Raw genomic sequence first — 14749 nt, forward strand, 5'->3', positions numbered from 1 at the left:
GTTTGGGCAAGTTGCAAAACAGAAAAAGGGTTCTAAATTTTCAATTAGCGCCCGAAAGTAAAATCAAAATGTGGTATAATTATATTCGATTTTAGACAGTGTACTGTGTAAAAGTCCATTAATTAGCGCTTAACTATTAGATAAAGAACCGGCTAAATCTGAAAATCAAGCTGGTCGAAGTGGGTGGAGCTGGGAGAGGAAAGAGGATGTCAGGGCCATTATTACAAAAATCTAACCGCAGAGTATACATACAACTTGCGTTAGCAGGGGTTATTTTTATAATAATTGCATTTGGGCTTTCTACAGATTTATCTTGGTCCTTACGCTCGACTGCCGGCATAACCGCAGCAGCGATTTGGCTCTGGGTGCTTGAACCTATACCCATGCCTTTGACAGCAGTGTTGTATGTGGCTGGGCTCCCCATTCTGGGGGCGGCTTCCTTAGAGACTGCCTTGGGCGGGTTTGCCAAAGGTTCGACTTTTCTTATTATGGCGGGATTTATGATGGCTCAAGGGGTTAACAGTACCCCTTTGGGCAGGCGTTTTGCTAATATGACGATTGTGCGTTTCGGCGGGAGCATTGGCGGAGTATTGGCGGGTGTGCTGCTCGCACCGCAACTCCTTAGCATCTTTATTCCGGCAACAGGAGTACGCACAACGTTGCTTTTGCCTGCGGTCATGGCTGTCATTGAATCCATGGGTCTGAGGGGAAATACTAATACGTCCAAGCTCTTAGTCTTAGGGCTTTCTTTTGGCACAAGCATCAGCGGTATCGCCTTATTACCGGCAGCAATAGCGAATGTGCTCACTGTAGATCTGCTGAAAAGTTCATTAGGTCAGAACATTTATTATTTTGAATGGTTTAAGATGACTTGGCCCGCTTGGTTCTTAATGATTCCGCTAACTTGGATGATTATGCTTAAAACTTTTCCCCCGGAAATTAAGGTTTTGGAAATAGGGGAGATTAAGCAGGAACTACGGGAGATGGGGCCGTTAAGCAGGGAGGAGAAGAAATGCCTGGGGATATTAACATTGACTGTGCTCCTTTGGATGACCGAGTCGTTTCACCGTTTGCCAACGGCTGTCCCTGCTCTGGTGGCTGTAGTCCTGATGGGATTGCCAGGTATAGGTGTAGCTACTTGGGATAAGCTGAAGGAGATCGATTGGGGCACTGTGCTCTTGATGGGTGCCACGCTCTCCCTTGCTTCCGCCATTAATAAATCGGGTGCAGCTGAATTATTGGCTGGGAAATTATTAGCTTTTCCGGGAGTTGAGGCTGGGCTTTCCCTGCCGCTTCTAACCGTGGGCATCTTAGCGCTCTTGACCCACGTTTATCATTTGGGAGTATCGAATGTATCGACGGTAGTTCTGACTCTTACCCCAGTGATCTTGCAAATTGCCCTTAAGTTAGGGATAAATCCCCTGTTGGCAGCCGTGACTATTAACATCTCTGCTATGTTTGGGTTTTTACTGGTAGTGGAAACATTACCCGGAGTTATTACTTATGCCACGGGCGTTTACTCCCCCCAAGACTTGATGAAAGTTGGCTTCTGGCTTACTTTGGCTTCAATCATTGTGGTTATCTTAACTGCGATGTTGTGGTGGCCCTTAATCGGCCTTAGCTGATTTGGAAGGCTGTGAGAGAATACTAAGTGTCGGATATTTCCATGCAAAATTAACGTGATTTAGAACCAGGATCTATCTTAATGAAAGGATGAGGAGATTGTTTACACCTTCGGCAGAGGAGCTGGAAAAACGTTTGAAAATTCTGCAACAACACTTGCAAAGAGAGGAAATTACCGGTGCCTTAATTTTGGCCAATGTGAATTTGTATTATTATACCGGTTTAATCGAACCGGCATGTTTCTTTGTCCCGGCAGCAGGACATGCGGTCTATCTCAGCCGCAAACGCGGACCCTTGGCGACAGATTTGCCGTGGCCGGTGCGCAGATTTAAGCGGTGGGGCGACATCATCGAAGTGCTGCAAGAATTCAATTACCCTGCTCCCGGAAAGCTGGGGCTCGAGTATGAGAAAATACCGGCTAGTGTGTATTTAAAGCTTAAGGAAATAGGTTTGGAATTCTCGGATGTTACGCTCCTGATCAGGAACCAGCGCGCAGTGAAATCCGAATGGGAAAGGTCTGTTTTACGGGAGACAGCCGCCAAAGACAAAGTTTTGTGGGAGATGGTTCCGGAACTCTTACAGAATGCACAGACTGACCAAGAATTGGCCGGGATGTTTGAAGGGGAGGCTAGGCGTCGGGGGCATTTAGGAATTTTTCGTTTGCATGGATTTAACCAGGAAATGTCATGCACTTGTATCTTGGTCGATGAAAAAGGGAATGTTCCCAGTTCATATGATGCTCCTTTATCTGGAGCAGGGGTGAGCCCGGCTTTTCCGTTTGGACCGTCAGGTGCCAAGCTTGAGCAGGGAAAACCGATACTGATTGATTTTGGCGGTTGTTATTTCGGATATGTCGTTGACCAGACAAGAATTTTTATGTTTAATTCTGTTCCGCCTGAAGTGAAAAAAGCATACGATACGGCCATTCATATCCTTAAAGACTTGGAGAAAATGGCTAAACCCGGAGTAGTGTGCGGCGAGCTTTATGATCATGCGCACAAGATCGCTTCAGAGTCGGGGATTCCAGGATTCATGGGTTCCCACGGGGGAGTCTCTTTTATTGGACATGGGGTAGGGTTGGAGATTGACGAACTTCCGGTTCTGGCTCGCGGATCACAGCAACGGTTGCAAGCAGGCATGGTATTGGCTATTGAACCTAAGTTTACCCTACCAGGCATTGGAGCGGTTGGGCTTGAGACTTCGTATGAGGTAACACAGAATGGTCTCGTCAGTTTATCTACCCTTACGGATGAGCTGGTAGTAGTAGAGAAGTAAGTAATGCTTGTGATATGTTTGAACATTTTATACAAGCGGTATTATAGGAAAATGATGTTGACAGATCATGGTCAGGCATTCAGTAAAAAAGTTATGTGAAAAAGATTATTGACAGAATCTGTCCTGCCTGCTACACTTATATTCTCATCTTTGACAGTTAAAAACTATAAAAAGCTTGAAAGCCCTGTATTTGCAAGGTGTTCAAGCTTTTTTTGTATTTTAAAAAAGTGAGTAATTTTTTTATTTCTTAGTCGTGCTTAGAATTTTTTTCATCTGTGTCTTTTTTATAATCTCGAAATCTGTTCGAAAGCAGAAAGATTCATGCAGAGCATCTGTAAAATCAGTTCTTGTGTAGGTCGGTATATATCCCTCGCCCTTGATCTCATAGAAATTCATTTCTCTCAATCCGTTGACGATTTCACTGCATGTAAACTTATTTCCTAGTTTCTTTTCCAATAATCGATAAATGATGAGGGCCATAAAGCAGGTAGTAAAATGTGCTTTAATTCTATCTTCGCGACTTAAGTACACTGGTCGGGCTTTAAACTCGCTTTTCATGATCCGGAAACATTCTTCAATCTCCCAGCGCCGCTGGTTAATTCGGATGATTTCCTGAGCACTACCTTCGAGGTTCGTGCAAACGGCATAAAATCCGTCATAGGCTTCTTCGGCAACGATGGTTTCGTTATTTAAGGCATAGAGTTCATTGTCGGCTATTTCGCCATCAGACGTACAGCTGGTTTTCTTGATAAAACGTTTATAGTCGTTCTGATTGCTTTTTGAAATTTTAGTCGGATTCGAATCAAGTAATTTCTGAGCACGTTCGATTTGTGAATTACGAATTTGACGTTGATAGTTTTTATACTTGATGGAGTAAGTGACAATAAGTTTTTGTTCTAGGCCATTTTCTTTAATCCAGCGTTCTTTGAAGAAGCATTTGTCTTTATAGGTTTCCTCGTCAAGCTGGGCGATATCATAAGTTTTATCATGATCTGCAAGATGCCAGTCTTTTGAATCAAGAGACCATTCTTTTAAATGCTTTTTTAGTTTTTTAATCGATTGGGTCGTGATAAATGCGCGTTCGCCTTCGTTGTTGAACCTTCTGTTCTTTTCAGAAGCCAGTCCGGCATCTGTACAGACAACAAATTTGGAAAGTTTAAAATCGGAAAGTATTTTTTGCTCTAAGGGTTTAAGCGTAATCTGTTCATTCGTGTTGCCGCTGTTGAGATTAAAAGCAAGAGGAATACCGTCTCCATCCATGAACAGACCCATTTGGATGATAGGGTTCGGTCGGTGTTCTTTTGAAGCGCCATACTGTTTAAGGCCTTCTTCTTGCTCGATTTCAAAGAAATAATTGGTACAGTCATAATAGAGAATACCCGTGTTTCTCTTTGAAATTTTGAGGCTGTTGCTATAAAGAGAAGACTGAATGAAGTCCATTTCTTTGGAAATGACTTCAAGTGCTCTGTACACATGCTGCAATTCAAAGTCAGTTTGTTCAATGAACTTTGAGGAATGCTTGTAGGTAGCGAGTTTGGAAGAAGGAAAAAGGATCCGTCCGTAAAGGAGCCGTGACAGTATAGCATTCAGATCAAAAAAGAACTTATACTTTTTTGATATCTCAGCGGAAACCTTATGAAGATTGAGTTCGTGATAGATCTGCTGGAGAAAAAGATAACCACCGTTGAAGAAGTGTTGTTGATCCTTGGAGATTACTTTAGATGGAGAGTATTTAACGATGACTTCTCGCGATTGCTCTTTCTCTTTTTTGTTAAGGTCTTCTATGTATGATTTAGCCCATTCAATAGGATCTCGCCCATTTAGTTTTTGCTGTAATTCAGCAAGCGTCCCTAACTTTTCAACAACTTTTGTGGAACGCCTACCGTTCTCGTAAATAGATTGTATGACATAAAGCGAAGTAGCATTTTTAGACTTGGATATACTAAGTCGCATAGTAACAATCTCCTCCAATCCCTTACATTATAACACATTACGCTAAATTACGCACTAAGGATTGGAGAAAATTTGACATTTTTCCAATAAAAAAAGCCCTGTTTTCAAGGCTTGTAGAAATTTCTATATAAGCGCAAGTGTCAAAGACCCGAGATTATTGACAGAATCTGTCCTGCCTGCTACACTTATATTTATCAAACTTCATATTTATATGATACTCTTATCCGGAGTGGTGGAGGGACTGGCCCAATGAAACCCGGCAACCCGCTCGGTAGCGAGGCTATTAGTATAGTCAAGCTGCAAAGCACGGTGCTAATTCCTGCAGGAGAAATTTCTTCTGACAGATAAGAGGAGCGGCAAAGTGTATTTGCATGCCTCTTCTGTCAGGGAAGGGGCTTGTTTAATGTCCGGGAGAGTATAACAGGATGGAGGGGGGCTGCAATTATGAGTGTTGAAAAAACTTACGCCGAAATTAATGCCAAAATTAAAGCAGGAAAAGCAGTTGTTGTAACTGCAGAGGAACTTATCGGGCTCGTTCAGGAAAAAGGGTTAAGCGCGGCAGCCAAGGAGGTCGATGTTGTAACGACCGGAACCTTTGCTCCAATGTGCTCATCCGGGGCCTTTCTAAATTTTGGGCATACCAAACCAAGGATGAAAATGCAGAAGGTGTGGCTTAACGGCGTTCCTGCGTACGGCGGGATAGCTGCCGTAGATGCCTACCTCGGGGCTGCGGAATTACCTGATGATGACCCACTTAACAGCAATTATCCGGGTGAATTCCGCTATGGCGGGGGACATGTAATCCAGGATTTAGTTGCACGCAAGCCTGTGAAATTAAAAGCACTGGCTTATGGTACAGACTGCTATCCGCGGCACGAGTTTGAAACCACTATTACTTTGGATGAGATCAATGAAGCGATCCTCTTCAACCCGCGCAATGCTTATCAAAATTACAATTGTGCAGTTAATTTAACGTCGAAGATTGCTTATACCTATATGGGGATGCTTAAGCCTAACTTAGGTAATGCGCATTACTCCACTTCTGGCCAGCTAAGCCCGCTGCTTAAAGACCCGCACTTCAAAACGATCGGGATCGGTACGAAAATCTTTCTGGGTGGCGCTACGGGTTATGTTGCTTGGCATGGCACCCAGCATTTTCCTTCTATCCAAAACCTGGAAGGGAAAGATTTGGGACCGGCAGGGGGAACTCTGGCCGTAATCGGGGATTTGAAGCAAATGAACCCGCGCTGGCTTGTTGGTACGAGCTATATCGGGTATGGTGCAACTTTGAGTGTGGGTATCGGGGTGCCCATTCCGATTCTCAATGAGGAGATAGCCAAATATGCAGCCGCAACTGACCAAGAGTTGTTTGCGCCAGTTGTTGACTATGGGGAAGCTTATCCTTCTCGGACCCCGGGAAATCTGGGCTATGTCAGTTATGCCCAATTAAAATCCGGCAAAATCACCGTTAATGGCAAAGAAATTCCCACGGCACCACTTTCTAGCATTCCCAGGGCCCGGGAAATTGCTTCCACGCTCAAAGATTGGATTAATAATGGAGATTTTCAGCTCACAGAACCGGTGAAATTACTTCCGTCACCTGCTGATGCTCCGGCGGCCAATGTGCTAAGAGGGTAGTAACCACCTTCAGCCTTTGCTAAAAGGGACTATAGGGAGTCAGTACTCAAAGATTTATGTTGATAGTCAGTTGTTCGATCAAGAGAGTAAAACCGGATGAGAAAAAGGAGAGGAGAGGTTATATGTCTCCCAAGAGAATAGTATTGCGTTTCGGTACAGATATTTCAGTTAAACCGATCGTATATCGCTTAGTTAAGGATTATGATTTAGTCGTTAATATTGTCAAAGCTGATGTTAACCCGCAAAAAGAAGGTACAATGGTGCTTGAAGTGATAGGGGATCAGAGTGAGCAAGGGCTCGACTATCTTCGCGAAATTGGGGTATCAGTGCAGGATCTTAATCAAGAGATTATTCGCAATGATGACAAGTGTGTTATGTGTGGGGCTTGTACCGCGATTTGCCCTACGGGAGCCCTATATTTAGAAAGAAATTCCATGGAAGTTAAGTTTGACGGGGATAACTGTGTAGTCTGCCAGCTCTGTGTAAAAGTTTGCCCAATGCGGGCGATGGAGGTCCGGCTCTAATTGGAATACAGAGAACGCACCTATCGTCAACTGCACCGCCAACATGATCTTGTTCATTTTCAAGCGATGGTAAAGGAAACTGACTTGGACATTGGAATCCGCAAAGAATGCTATTCGGCGGCAACGGTACAGTGGGTTGAGAGTGTGGTTAAGGATGTGCGGCAGCCATTGGAGGAATACGTTGCTCTTGATCCCGGTTTTGTGGCTGCCCTTACTCCGTACGCTGTATTAGCGGACGCCCCCCGGATTGCCGTCATGATGGCAGAAGCCGGGAGGCAAGCCGGGGTTGGTCCGATGGCTGCGGTTGCGGGGGCGGTGTCAGAGTTGGTAGGAAAGGCGATAGCTAAACGTTCACGGGATGTGATAGTGGAAAACGGCGGGGATATCTTTCTCCGTACAGGCCGGACACGCTATATCGGAATTTTTGCGGGGGCATCCCCCTTGTCTAATAAGATTGCCCTTGAGATCAAGCCAGAGCACACTCCCTTAGGAATCTGCACTTCTTCCGGCAAAATCGGGCATTCTCTCAGTTTCGGACAGGCTGATGCGGTTGTGATTCTGTCCCCGTCAACTGCCTTGGCTGACGCTGTGGCTACGGCTGCCGGGAATCGCGTTAAGAATGGCTCAGATATGGAAGAAGCCATCGAGTTTGCAGCCGGAATTCATGGGGTTACAGGAGCCTTAATCATTTGGGAAGACAAGCTGGCTGCCTGGGGACAGGTTAAACTAGTTCCGCAAAGTTAGTACCGAAAATTTGGTTCAAGGCTGATCCCTTTCTACTCAAGAGCATAAGAAATGTTACATCTTTATGGACGCTAAGTTAGATCTTACGCCTGAACGTGATAATATTACCGCTCTCATGCACTTCTACTTGATCGGCAGCTTGCATCAGATCAAGCATGCCTACAACTTTTGATACCGCGAGAAACATTTCAAACCCCTGCACCCAGGGGTATATTTTTTTGGCTAAAGTGTAGGGAGTATAGGCATCTTCGCATAGGAAAGGGTAGATTTCGTCCATTCGAGTCGTATAGTTATCGAATACCTCGAACGCTTTTGTGTCGGGGTCGTCAAATACTTCTCCGTGCCCTGGATAGATAATGGATAATCGTAACTGGAGAATGTCTCTTAAGCTTTTAAAGTATTGACGGGAAGTAGACATCCAGTATCCGTTCCCATCCGGTTCCAGCACAGGATTAGGCGTGGTCCCGGCTAAAAAGTGATCGCCGGAAAAGAGTGTACCTGTAAAATGCTCATAAATACTGATACTGCCGGGAGAATGGCCCGGCGTAGGAATGATTTCAAGCTTATAATTCCCGAGCCTAAACACTTCCCCACCGTACACAGGGGTAGCAGAATTAAGCTTGCTGCCAAAAGATTGATTACGTTCACGGATTATGTTTGTGATTTCGGCAACTTCCTTTGGCGGAATGCCGAGGCACATTAATAACTCCTGATCAAGCTGCCAGTAACCCTTGTGTGCTTTAGCGAGATCATGTTCGTGAATGTATACCGGGGCACGGGTAAGTTCATGCAGTTTGTCCGCAAGTCCGGAGTGGTCACCATGGCCGTGGGTTAAAATAATTTGCTCGATTGCGTGGAGGTTGATCCCTTCTTGACTCATAGATTCTTCTAAGAAAGGAAGAGCATCTGCAGTGACAGGTCCTGCATCTATGAGCGTATATGGCTTAACCTTTATGAGGTAAATGTTTACGGGTCCTACGGGCAAGCCTGTAGGTACTTGTATCATTCTTACCGGCAACAATTCAATGCCCCCTAAACTACATATTTGTTCGACAATAGAAGTCGATTCTATTGAATATTTTCTAGGCTATTTTCTATGTATTTGTTATAATAGGCCCGGAATTCATACCGAAAATACAAATATTATTTTAACAAGAGACGGGAAAAGGTGAAAGGGGTATAACTAAACAAAATGTTCAATGTTATGTGGGATTTATTCGTTGCCTTTAGTAGAGCCAGCAACTTAGGATTCGGCGGAGGCCCGGCAGTTATTCCTCTGATTCAGGAAGAAACTGTAGAACGCTATAGTTGGCTTACAAACGAGGAGTTTACTGATGCTTTAGCAGTTAGTAATGCTTTGCCAGGCCCGATTGCTACTAAGATGTCTGCGTACATAGGGTACAAAGTAGCGGGTTGGCCCGGGGTTGTAGCCGGAATGCTGGGCACAGTTGTGCCTACAGCCTTGGCGGTAATTCTTTTAAGTGGAATCATTATGAAGTATGCCGATGCTCCCTGGCTTAAAGGCATGCTTAAAGCTGTTCGCCCTGTTGTTGTCATCTTAGTTGCACAAACTGCCTGGGACATGGGGCTTAAATCCTTTCCCACCCTGAGCACCTGGGTCATAGCAGCAGTGGCTATATTAGCCCTGCATTTATTCAAGATTCATCCCGCTATTATAATTGTGGCGGCCATGATTTTTGGGTTAGTCTCTTTTAGATAGAATATTGACTTTAAGGTGATTCCTATTAGGGCTTGCTTCTTGAATCGCCTTTCTTTTGATTTCGGGATTGGATTTTGCATAAATATTATGTAAAGCTTTACATAATATTTATTATAGGACTCAAAGGATCTAACAATGTTTCTAATCTTCGAAATTACCTGGCGCTTCATTATCTCTATGAACGTTAAACGCTCTTCCAAGATACAAGGTTTTCCAATACTTTTCATTACTTCACCTCTATTTTTGCTTGATACCACAGGGCGAAAATGGATACCCGGGCAGACTTAATCACATCAAGGGAAAAATCCTTGGCTATCAATAAGGGATGTTGGATCACCTGTTGACTGTTCTAAGGCAGCTGTAGGCCTAAGTTTAGCCCAGGCTTGATCAAACAAGTCAACTGCATCGGCGTAGCGTTCTTGGCTGCCTAATAGTACTAAAAGTAAGTCTCCGTCCGAACCCGTTGTGTAGCTGACAAGGCATTGGCCGGCTTCCTCAGTGGTGCCGGTTTTAAGTCCTTGGTTGCCTGGATAAGTTGCAAGTAATTTATTGGTATTGTGAATAATAGTGCTATGTCTCCGACCGTTACTGTCAGTCCATGTTACTTGAGAGTCCTTCATTATTACATATCTCATAAGTTGTCCATTTTCAATAAATACTAATGCAATTTTGCTCAAATCGCTGGCAGTCGTATAATGGTTCGGTTCTGATAAGCCGTGTGGGTTTACAAAATTAGAATTTTGGCAACCAATAGTAAGGGCATATTCATTCATAGCCCGTACAAAGTCAGGTAAAGAGCCTTTGGCACCCACCGCGAGGGCTGCAGCCGCATCATTAGCGCTCATGAGGTACATTGCTGTCAGTAAATCCTGTACGGAAATTTTGGCCCCAGGTGTCAGTCCCAGGCGGGAACCCTCTACATTTACTTCGTCTCCCACTTCGATCATGTCGCTCTCAGACAGGTAGTTCAATGCCACTAAGCCAGTTAATAATTTAGTAGTACTGGCTGGGGCTTTTCTTTCAGTTTCATTATCTGAAAGCAATATTTCCTTGCTCTTAACTTCCTGGAGAATGTAACTCTTAATCAGATGAGTACCAGGTAAATCTTCCTGTTTGATCTCAGCTTTGATCTCAGCAGTGCTAATTTCATGTGGAGGCAGCCACATGAACCCAAATGTGATGATTATAAGAAGAGGGATTAGGAAAGCCTTACTTTTATGCTTTTGCAAAACCGGATTTTCCTTCCTTGCATTTGTTCAAAGGTTACGAAAGAAATGTATTATATACTAAACCTATTATAGCTAAGATTTTTTTAAGGGACAAGTTTGCGGAAAATATTCGATCTGGTGCATGCAAGAGAAGTCACATCACATTCTAGATAAAATTATGACATATTCAAGAAAAATTTTGCCAAACTGCCAGGAATGGATATGGATTTACCCATTCTTCATTAGGGAGTTGAATGCCGAAATGCAAGTGATCTGGAGTGGTAAGGGCATCACCGGTATGCCCCATTGTTCCGACAAACTCCCCCTTCCCTATTCTTTGACCTAGTACCAGGACTGGGTTGATCTCTTTAAGATGAGCGTAATAATAATAGTTACCATCATCTCCGCGAATACCAACTCTTTCCCCACCTAATCTGTTCCACCCGAGTTTTTCGATGCTGCCAGAACTCACACTTACAATCCGTGTTCCCTCTTGGCCAAATAAGTCAGTTCCTTCATGCTGCCGTTTTCCTCCCTCACGGTCTGCCCCAAAACTATCTTGATACCAGGTCTTCCCTTGCACAGGAAATAGGTATTTATTAGGGAGGTAATAAGGATAACTTAAGAGATAATTTCTCCTTTGCGTGATGGTTTTACGAGTATCCCGCTTCAGGTTACCCCAGTCCAAGTCAGCAAAACGCTTGTGATTTCTGATTTGGACTATTAAGTGGTTTGCCTGAGTTTCAGGCAGTGAGGATTTTACAGCTAATAAATCGGCCCAGCTATCAGGCGTAATCCCTTTTCCTTCCTCAATACAACTTAAAACCAGCTTAGGCTGAATTGTGGTTAAGTATGGGTAAAGATCTGGTGGTACATCTTGTGAATGATGAATGAGTGACCAAAGTGATAAGCTCACTAAAAATATTAGAATAATTTTAAGAGCCCAATAATTTTCGGGTGGACGCGGAAATCTGAACCAGCTGAAAAACATTTTAGGCATTACCATTCCCCCTTAGTTTTAACCTATGGGAGAATGGGTAAGAGAATTACTCCAATTTACCTATAAGCCAGCTGAGACGTAAGTATGGGAATGTAAATAACTTGACCGGGATAGATGACCCCATTGGCCAGGGAATTATATTTTTTGATCATGAGAATAACTGTTCGGGTGTCTTGATTAAGGCCCGAACCCTGGGCCAGTTTCCAGAGAGTGTCTCCTGTTTTCACAACTACAGGTTGATATACAAGTTCAGGACCACCACTCTTGGAAAAAGGATTAACTGCAATCAAAACTGTTAAGATTGTGCTTAAAGTTAATAGAGCAAATATAAGGCTTACAATCATTTTTTTAGCTTGCTTATGTCTGCGTCTGCTCCGCTTATTGCTCATTATTCTTTTCCTCCGCCTTTTAGATTCAGGTACCTCGAACAAGTGTTCCTGATATTTAGTATAAATAGAACTAATGTTTCTGTCAACTATTTACCCGAACATTTGTTTGCGTTTTTTTTGATTAAATGGTAAAATATCCGTGGAACCAATTTTGGAGGTGTTGGTGTGTGTATTCTGATCTTAGACAGCGCCAAATAGCTATTTTAGATTTTATTAAGAAAGAAATAAGACAGAAAGGGTATCCTCCTTCTGTGCGTGAGATTGGTGACGCTGTCGGCTTAATGTCAAGTTCTACCGTACACGGTCACCTACAGACTTTGGAAGAAAAAGGTTATATTAGACGCGATCCTACCAAACCGCGGGCAATCGAAATACTGGATTCATTCAGTGATGCGGTAAATGACAAAAGAGTTACTCATATCCCCATTGTTGGGAAAGTCACGGCAGGCCAACCTATTTTAGCAGTTGAAAATATTGAGGATACTTTTCCCCTTCCTAAAGATGTTGTTCATGATGATACCGTATTTATGCTTAAGGTCCAGGGGGACAGTATGATTGAAGCTGGTATTCTGGACGGAGATTTTATTGTGGTACGGCAACAGCAGGTCGCGCGCAACGGCGAGATTGTAGTGGCTTTAATCGAAGATGAAGCTACAGTTAAGAGGTTTTTCAAAGAGAAAAACCTTATTCGTCTTCAACCTGAGAATTCAACCATGGAACCGATTTATTCCCAGGATGTGCGGATACTCGGTAAGGTTATCGGAGTCTTTCGCATGATACACTGATCATGATACACTGATATTGAATAATAAAAAAGCGGAGCTATTGTCTTCTGACTACAGGCTCCGCTTTTTGCTTGGCAGATTTTATCACTTGTTGGTCATTACACCCTTTTCCTGATACCTCTCTAAAGCCAGCTTAAGCAAACGGTCAATAAGATCGGAATAGACCAGGCCTGATGCCTCCCAAAGTTTGGGATACATTGAGATACTTGTGAACCCGGGCATGGTGTTAATTTCATTAACAATTACTTTATTATCTGGCGTGAGAAAGAAGTCAACCCTGCTGAGACCAGCAGCTTCGACCGCCCTAAATGCTTTGATCGCATTTTCCTGTAAAATACTTATAACAGAATCATCCAGTCTGGCTGGTATTATCAAGCGTGATCCGGTATCATGGTACTTAGCGTCATAATCATAAAACTCTTTAGCAGGCAGGATTTCCCCAGGCAAGGAAGCAGCGGGATAGTCATTGCCGAGAACGCTTACCTCAATTTCCCGACCGTTAATATGTTCTTCAACTACTAGTTTGCGGTCATAACTGGCAGCGATATGCAAAGCTTCGCTTAACTCAGCTCGGTTATGTGCTTTGGTGATTCCTACGCTGGAACCGAGATTGGCCGGCTTTACAAAACAGGGATACCCCAAGCCTTTTTCAATATCTTCCAGGCAGTCTGCGGAAGAGTTTTGCCACTCCGAACGCAAAAAAGTAAGGTGCTTGGCAAGCGGCAACCCCGCTTCCCTGAAAGCAGCCTTCATGCGGTCCTTATCCATGCCCAAAGCAGAGCCCAGGACACCTGATCCCACATATGCAATATTAGACATTTCCAGCAAACCTTGAAGAGTGCCGTCTTCCCCGTGGGGACCATGGAGCACAGGGAAAATTACATCAAAACGTCCGCCCTCAGGCAGAAGGGTACCATCGAGGGAGATGAAACGCGGGTTTGTAGGGTCATGTACTAGGGTTACAAGAGGGGCATCCTCTTTATGTTTCGTAAAATTCTCAGGCACTACTCCCCAATACCACTGTCCTTCTTTAGAAATACCGATTGTTTCAACATTATACCTATTGGGGTTAATGGCCTGAAGAACGGATCTAGCAGACTGCAGGGATACCTCATGTTCTCCTGACTGGCCACCAAATAGAATGATTACCTTCAATTTCACGTTGTCCATTATTACCACCTACTCCTCTCGCCATACAACTATCCAAAGGAAACCAGCAAATCTGGCACTAAAGTTGATCATAATTCTTTAAAATATATGCGTTAAGACAATTTGTGTGAAAAATAAGTGGAAAAAGGCGCTCCTCCCTAGCGGGCAAGAGCACCGAAATGTCCAAGGGGCCAGTAACGGAAAAGAGCCTTGCCGGTAACATTCTTAATGGGCAAAAAGCCCCATGCGCGCGAGTCGGCACTGTGGTTGCGGTTGTCTCCCATAACTATTAGAGATCCTTCAGGCACAACGATCGGGCCATAATCTTCCTCGGGAGGCTCAAGTAGATAGGGTTCATACAATTGCTGTCCGTTTACGTAAGTAAGGTGACTGCGTATTTCCACTTTATCCCCTGGCAGCCCAATCACTCGCTTGATAAAATCCTCGGTTGCATGAGCATCTGCCGGGGGATGAAAAACTACGATATCTCCGCTCTTGATCTGATCAAAATGCTTAAAGATAAATTTGTCTACAATTATGCGGTCCTGCAACTGAATCGTTGGGAGCATTGAGCCGGTGGGAATCACGCGAGCTTCAACGACATACGTACGCAGAATCCAAGACAAGGCAAAAGCAACGATAAGTATTTGCACGAGCTCAAAAATAAAGCGTCCGGTGCCTTTTTCCGATTCTCCCATGCTGTCACCTCATTTTATTATTCTCTAAACTATCAAACCAGTT

Annotated in this window: 14 protein-coding genes and 1 riboswitch; of the genes, 7 read left to right on the plus strand and 7 right to left on the minus strand. The window is 43.9% G+C overall.

Annotated features, from left to right (window positions below):
- Positions 1–206: 206 nt before the first annotated feature.
- Both ACYQ2N_RS20690 and ACYQ2N_RS20695 read left to right on the plus strand, forming a co-directional pair.
- Positions 207–1625, plus strand: coding sequence for an SLC13 family permease (locus ACYQ2N_RS20690; protein ID WP_460001321.1), 1419 nt, complete (start codon positions 207–209; stop codon positions 1623–1625).
- 97 nt (positions 1626–1722) lie between these two features.
- Entirely contained in the window at positions 1723–2898 is a 1176-nt protein-coding gene (locus tag ACYQ2N_RS20695) for a M24 family metallopeptidase (RefSeq protein ID WP_460001322.1), read from the plus strand.
- A 240-nt stretch (positions 2899–3138) separates the two neighbouring features.
- On the opposite strand, the gene ACYQ2N_RS20700 is transcribed toward ACYQ2N_RS20695, so the two are convergent.
- A complete protein-coding gene (locus ACYQ2N_RS20700) occupies positions 3139–4851 on the minus strand; it encodes an IS1634 family transposase (protein ID WP_459996793.1) in 1713 nt (570 codons plus the stop codon).
- A gap of 217 nt (positions 4852–5068) precedes the next feature.
- A riboswitch (SAM riboswitch) is annotated at positions 5069–5202 on the plus strand.
- Between the two features lie 93 nt (positions 5203–5295).
- Between ACYQ2N_RS20700 and ACYQ2N_RS20705 the strand changes: the two genes are divergently transcribed.
- The 3 genes from ACYQ2N_RS20705 to ACYQ2N_RS20715 all read left to right on the plus strand — a co-directional run bounded on the left by ACYQ2N_RS20705 (position 5296) and on the right by ACYQ2N_RS20715 (position 7757).
- Positions 5296–6489: a homocysteine biosynthesis protein gene (locus ACYQ2N_RS20705; RefSeq protein WP_460001323.1), complete on the plus strand. Its 1194-nt coding sequence runs from the start codon at positions 5296–5298 to the stop codon at positions 6487–6489.
- A 122-nt stretch (positions 6490–6611) separates the two neighbouring features.
- Positions 6612–7013 carry an NIL domain-containing protein gene (locus ACYQ2N_RS20710; protein ID WP_460001324.1) on the plus strand — a complete coding sequence of 134 codons (402 nt, stop codon included), beginning with the start codon at positions 6612–6614 and terminating at the stop codon, positions 7011–7013.
- The gene (locus tag ACYQ2N_RS20715; protein ID WP_460001326.1) at positions 7014–7757 is read left to right on the plus strand and encodes a UPF0280 family protein; all 744 of its coding nucleotides are present in this window, start codon (positions 7014–7016) and stop codon (positions 7755–7757) included. It begins immediately after the preceding gene.
- A 76-nt stretch (positions 7758–7833) separates the two neighbouring features.
- Here the strand turns inward: ACYQ2N_RS20715 and ACYQ2N_RS20720 are convergent, their stop codons facing one another.
- Positions 7834–8778 (minus strand): MBL fold metallo-hydrolase, encoded by a 945-nt coding sequence (locus ACYQ2N_RS20720; protein ID WP_460001327.1) that lies wholly within the window; start codon positions 8776–8778, stop codon positions 7834–7836.
- A gap of 171 nt (positions 8779–8949) precedes the next feature.
- Here ACYQ2N_RS20720 and ACYQ2N_RS20725 point away from each other — a divergent pair, with 171 nt between their 5' ends.
- Entirely contained in the window at positions 8950–9477 is a 528-nt protein-coding gene (locus ACYQ2N_RS20725; RefSeq protein ID WP_460001328.1) for a chromate transporter, read from the plus strand.
- A 293-nt stretch (positions 9478–9770) separates the two neighbouring features.
- Here ACYQ2N_RS20725 and ACYQ2N_RS20730 read toward each other — a convergent pair whose 3' ends face one another.
- The 3 genes from ACYQ2N_RS20730 to ACYQ2N_RS20740 all read right to left on the minus strand — a co-directional run bounded on the left by ACYQ2N_RS20730 (position 9771) and on the right by ACYQ2N_RS20740 (position 12074).
- Positions 9771–10706 carry a D-alanyl-D-alanine carboxypeptidase family protein gene (locus tag ACYQ2N_RS20730; RefSeq protein ID WP_460001329.1) on the minus strand — a complete coding sequence of 312 codons (936 nt, stop codon included), beginning with the start codon at positions 10704–10706 and terminating at the stop codon, positions 9771–9773.
- A 166-nt stretch (positions 10707–10872) separates the two neighbouring features.
- Positions 10873–11676 carry a M23 family metallopeptidase gene (locus ACYQ2N_RS20735; RefSeq protein WP_460001769.1) on the minus strand — a complete coding sequence of 268 codons (804 nt, stop codon included), beginning with the start codon at positions 11674–11676 and terminating at the stop codon, positions 10873–10875.
- A 65-nt stretch (positions 11677–11741) separates the two neighbouring features.
- Positions 11742–12074 (minus strand): LysM peptidoglycan-binding domain-containing protein, encoded by a 333-nt coding sequence (locus tag ACYQ2N_RS20740; RefSeq protein WP_460001330.1) that lies wholly within the window; start codon positions 12072–12074, stop codon positions 11742–11744.
- 167 nt (positions 12075–12241) lie between these two features.
- Between ACYQ2N_RS20740 and lexA the strand changes: the two genes are divergently transcribed.
- Entirely contained in the window at positions 12242–12859 is a 618-nt protein-coding gene (lexA, locus tag ACYQ2N_RS20745; RefSeq protein WP_460001331.1) for a transcriptional repressor LexA, read from the plus strand.
- A gap of 84 nt (positions 12860–12943) precedes the next feature.
- Here lexA and ACYQ2N_RS20750 read toward each other — a convergent pair whose 3' ends face one another.
- Together ACYQ2N_RS20750 and lepB are read right to left on the minus strand one after the other, a co-directional pair.
- The gene (locus tag ACYQ2N_RS20750) at positions 12944–14029 is read right to left on the minus strand and encodes a D-alanine--D-alanine ligase (RefSeq protein WP_460001332.1); all 1086 of its coding nucleotides are present in this window, start codon (positions 14027–14029) and stop codon (positions 12944–12946) included.
- A 137-nt stretch (positions 14030–14166) separates the two neighbouring features.
- A complete protein-coding gene (lepB, locus tag ACYQ2N_RS20755; protein ID WP_460001333.1) occupies positions 14167–14706 on the minus strand; it encodes a signal peptidase I in 540 nt (179 codons plus the stop codon).
- Positions 14707–14749 lie beyond the last annotated feature (43 nt).

The sequence above is a fragment of the Paradesulfitobacterium aromaticivorans genome (genome assembly GCF_054657415.1).

Excerpts from the sequence above, each read along its gene's own strand:
- ACYQ2N_RS20690 (WP_460001321.1), top strand. The coding sequence starts at position 207 with ATGTCAGGGCCATTATTACAAAAATCTAACCGCAGAGTATACATACAA.
- ACYQ2N_RS20700 (WP_459996793.1), bottom strand. The coding sequence starts at position 4,851 with ATGCGACTTAGTATATCCAAGTCTAAAAATGCTACTTCGCTTTATGTC.
- ACYQ2N_RS20705 (WP_460001323.1), top strand. The coding sequence starts at position 5,296 with ATGAGTGTTGAAAAAACTTACGCCGAAATTAATGCCAAAATTAAAGCA.
- ACYQ2N_RS20710 (WP_460001324.1), top strand. The coding sequence starts at position 6,612 with ATGTCTCCCAAGAGAATAGTATTGCGTTTCGGTACAGATATTTCAGTT.
- ACYQ2N_RS20725 (WP_460001328.1), top strand. The coding sequence starts at position 8,950 with ATGTTCAATGTTATGTGGGATTTATTCGTTGCCTTTAGTAGAGCCAGC.
- ACYQ2N_RS20735 (WP_460001769.1), bottom strand. The coding sequence starts at position 11,676 with ATGTTTTTCAGCTGGTTCAGATTTCCGCGTCCACCCGAAAATTATTGG.
- ACYQ2N_RS20740 (WP_460001330.1), bottom strand. The coding sequence starts at position 12,074 with ATGAGCAATAAGCGGAGCAGACGCAGACATAAGCAAGCTAAAAAAATG.
- ACYQ2N_RS20750 (WP_460001332.1), bottom strand. The coding sequence starts at position 14,029 with ATGGACAACGTGAAATTGAAGGTAATCATTCTATTTGGTGGCCAGTCA.
- lepB (WP_460001333.1), bottom strand. The coding sequence starts at position 14,706 with ATGGGAGAATCGGAAAAAGGCACCGGACGCTTTATTTTTGAGCTCGTG.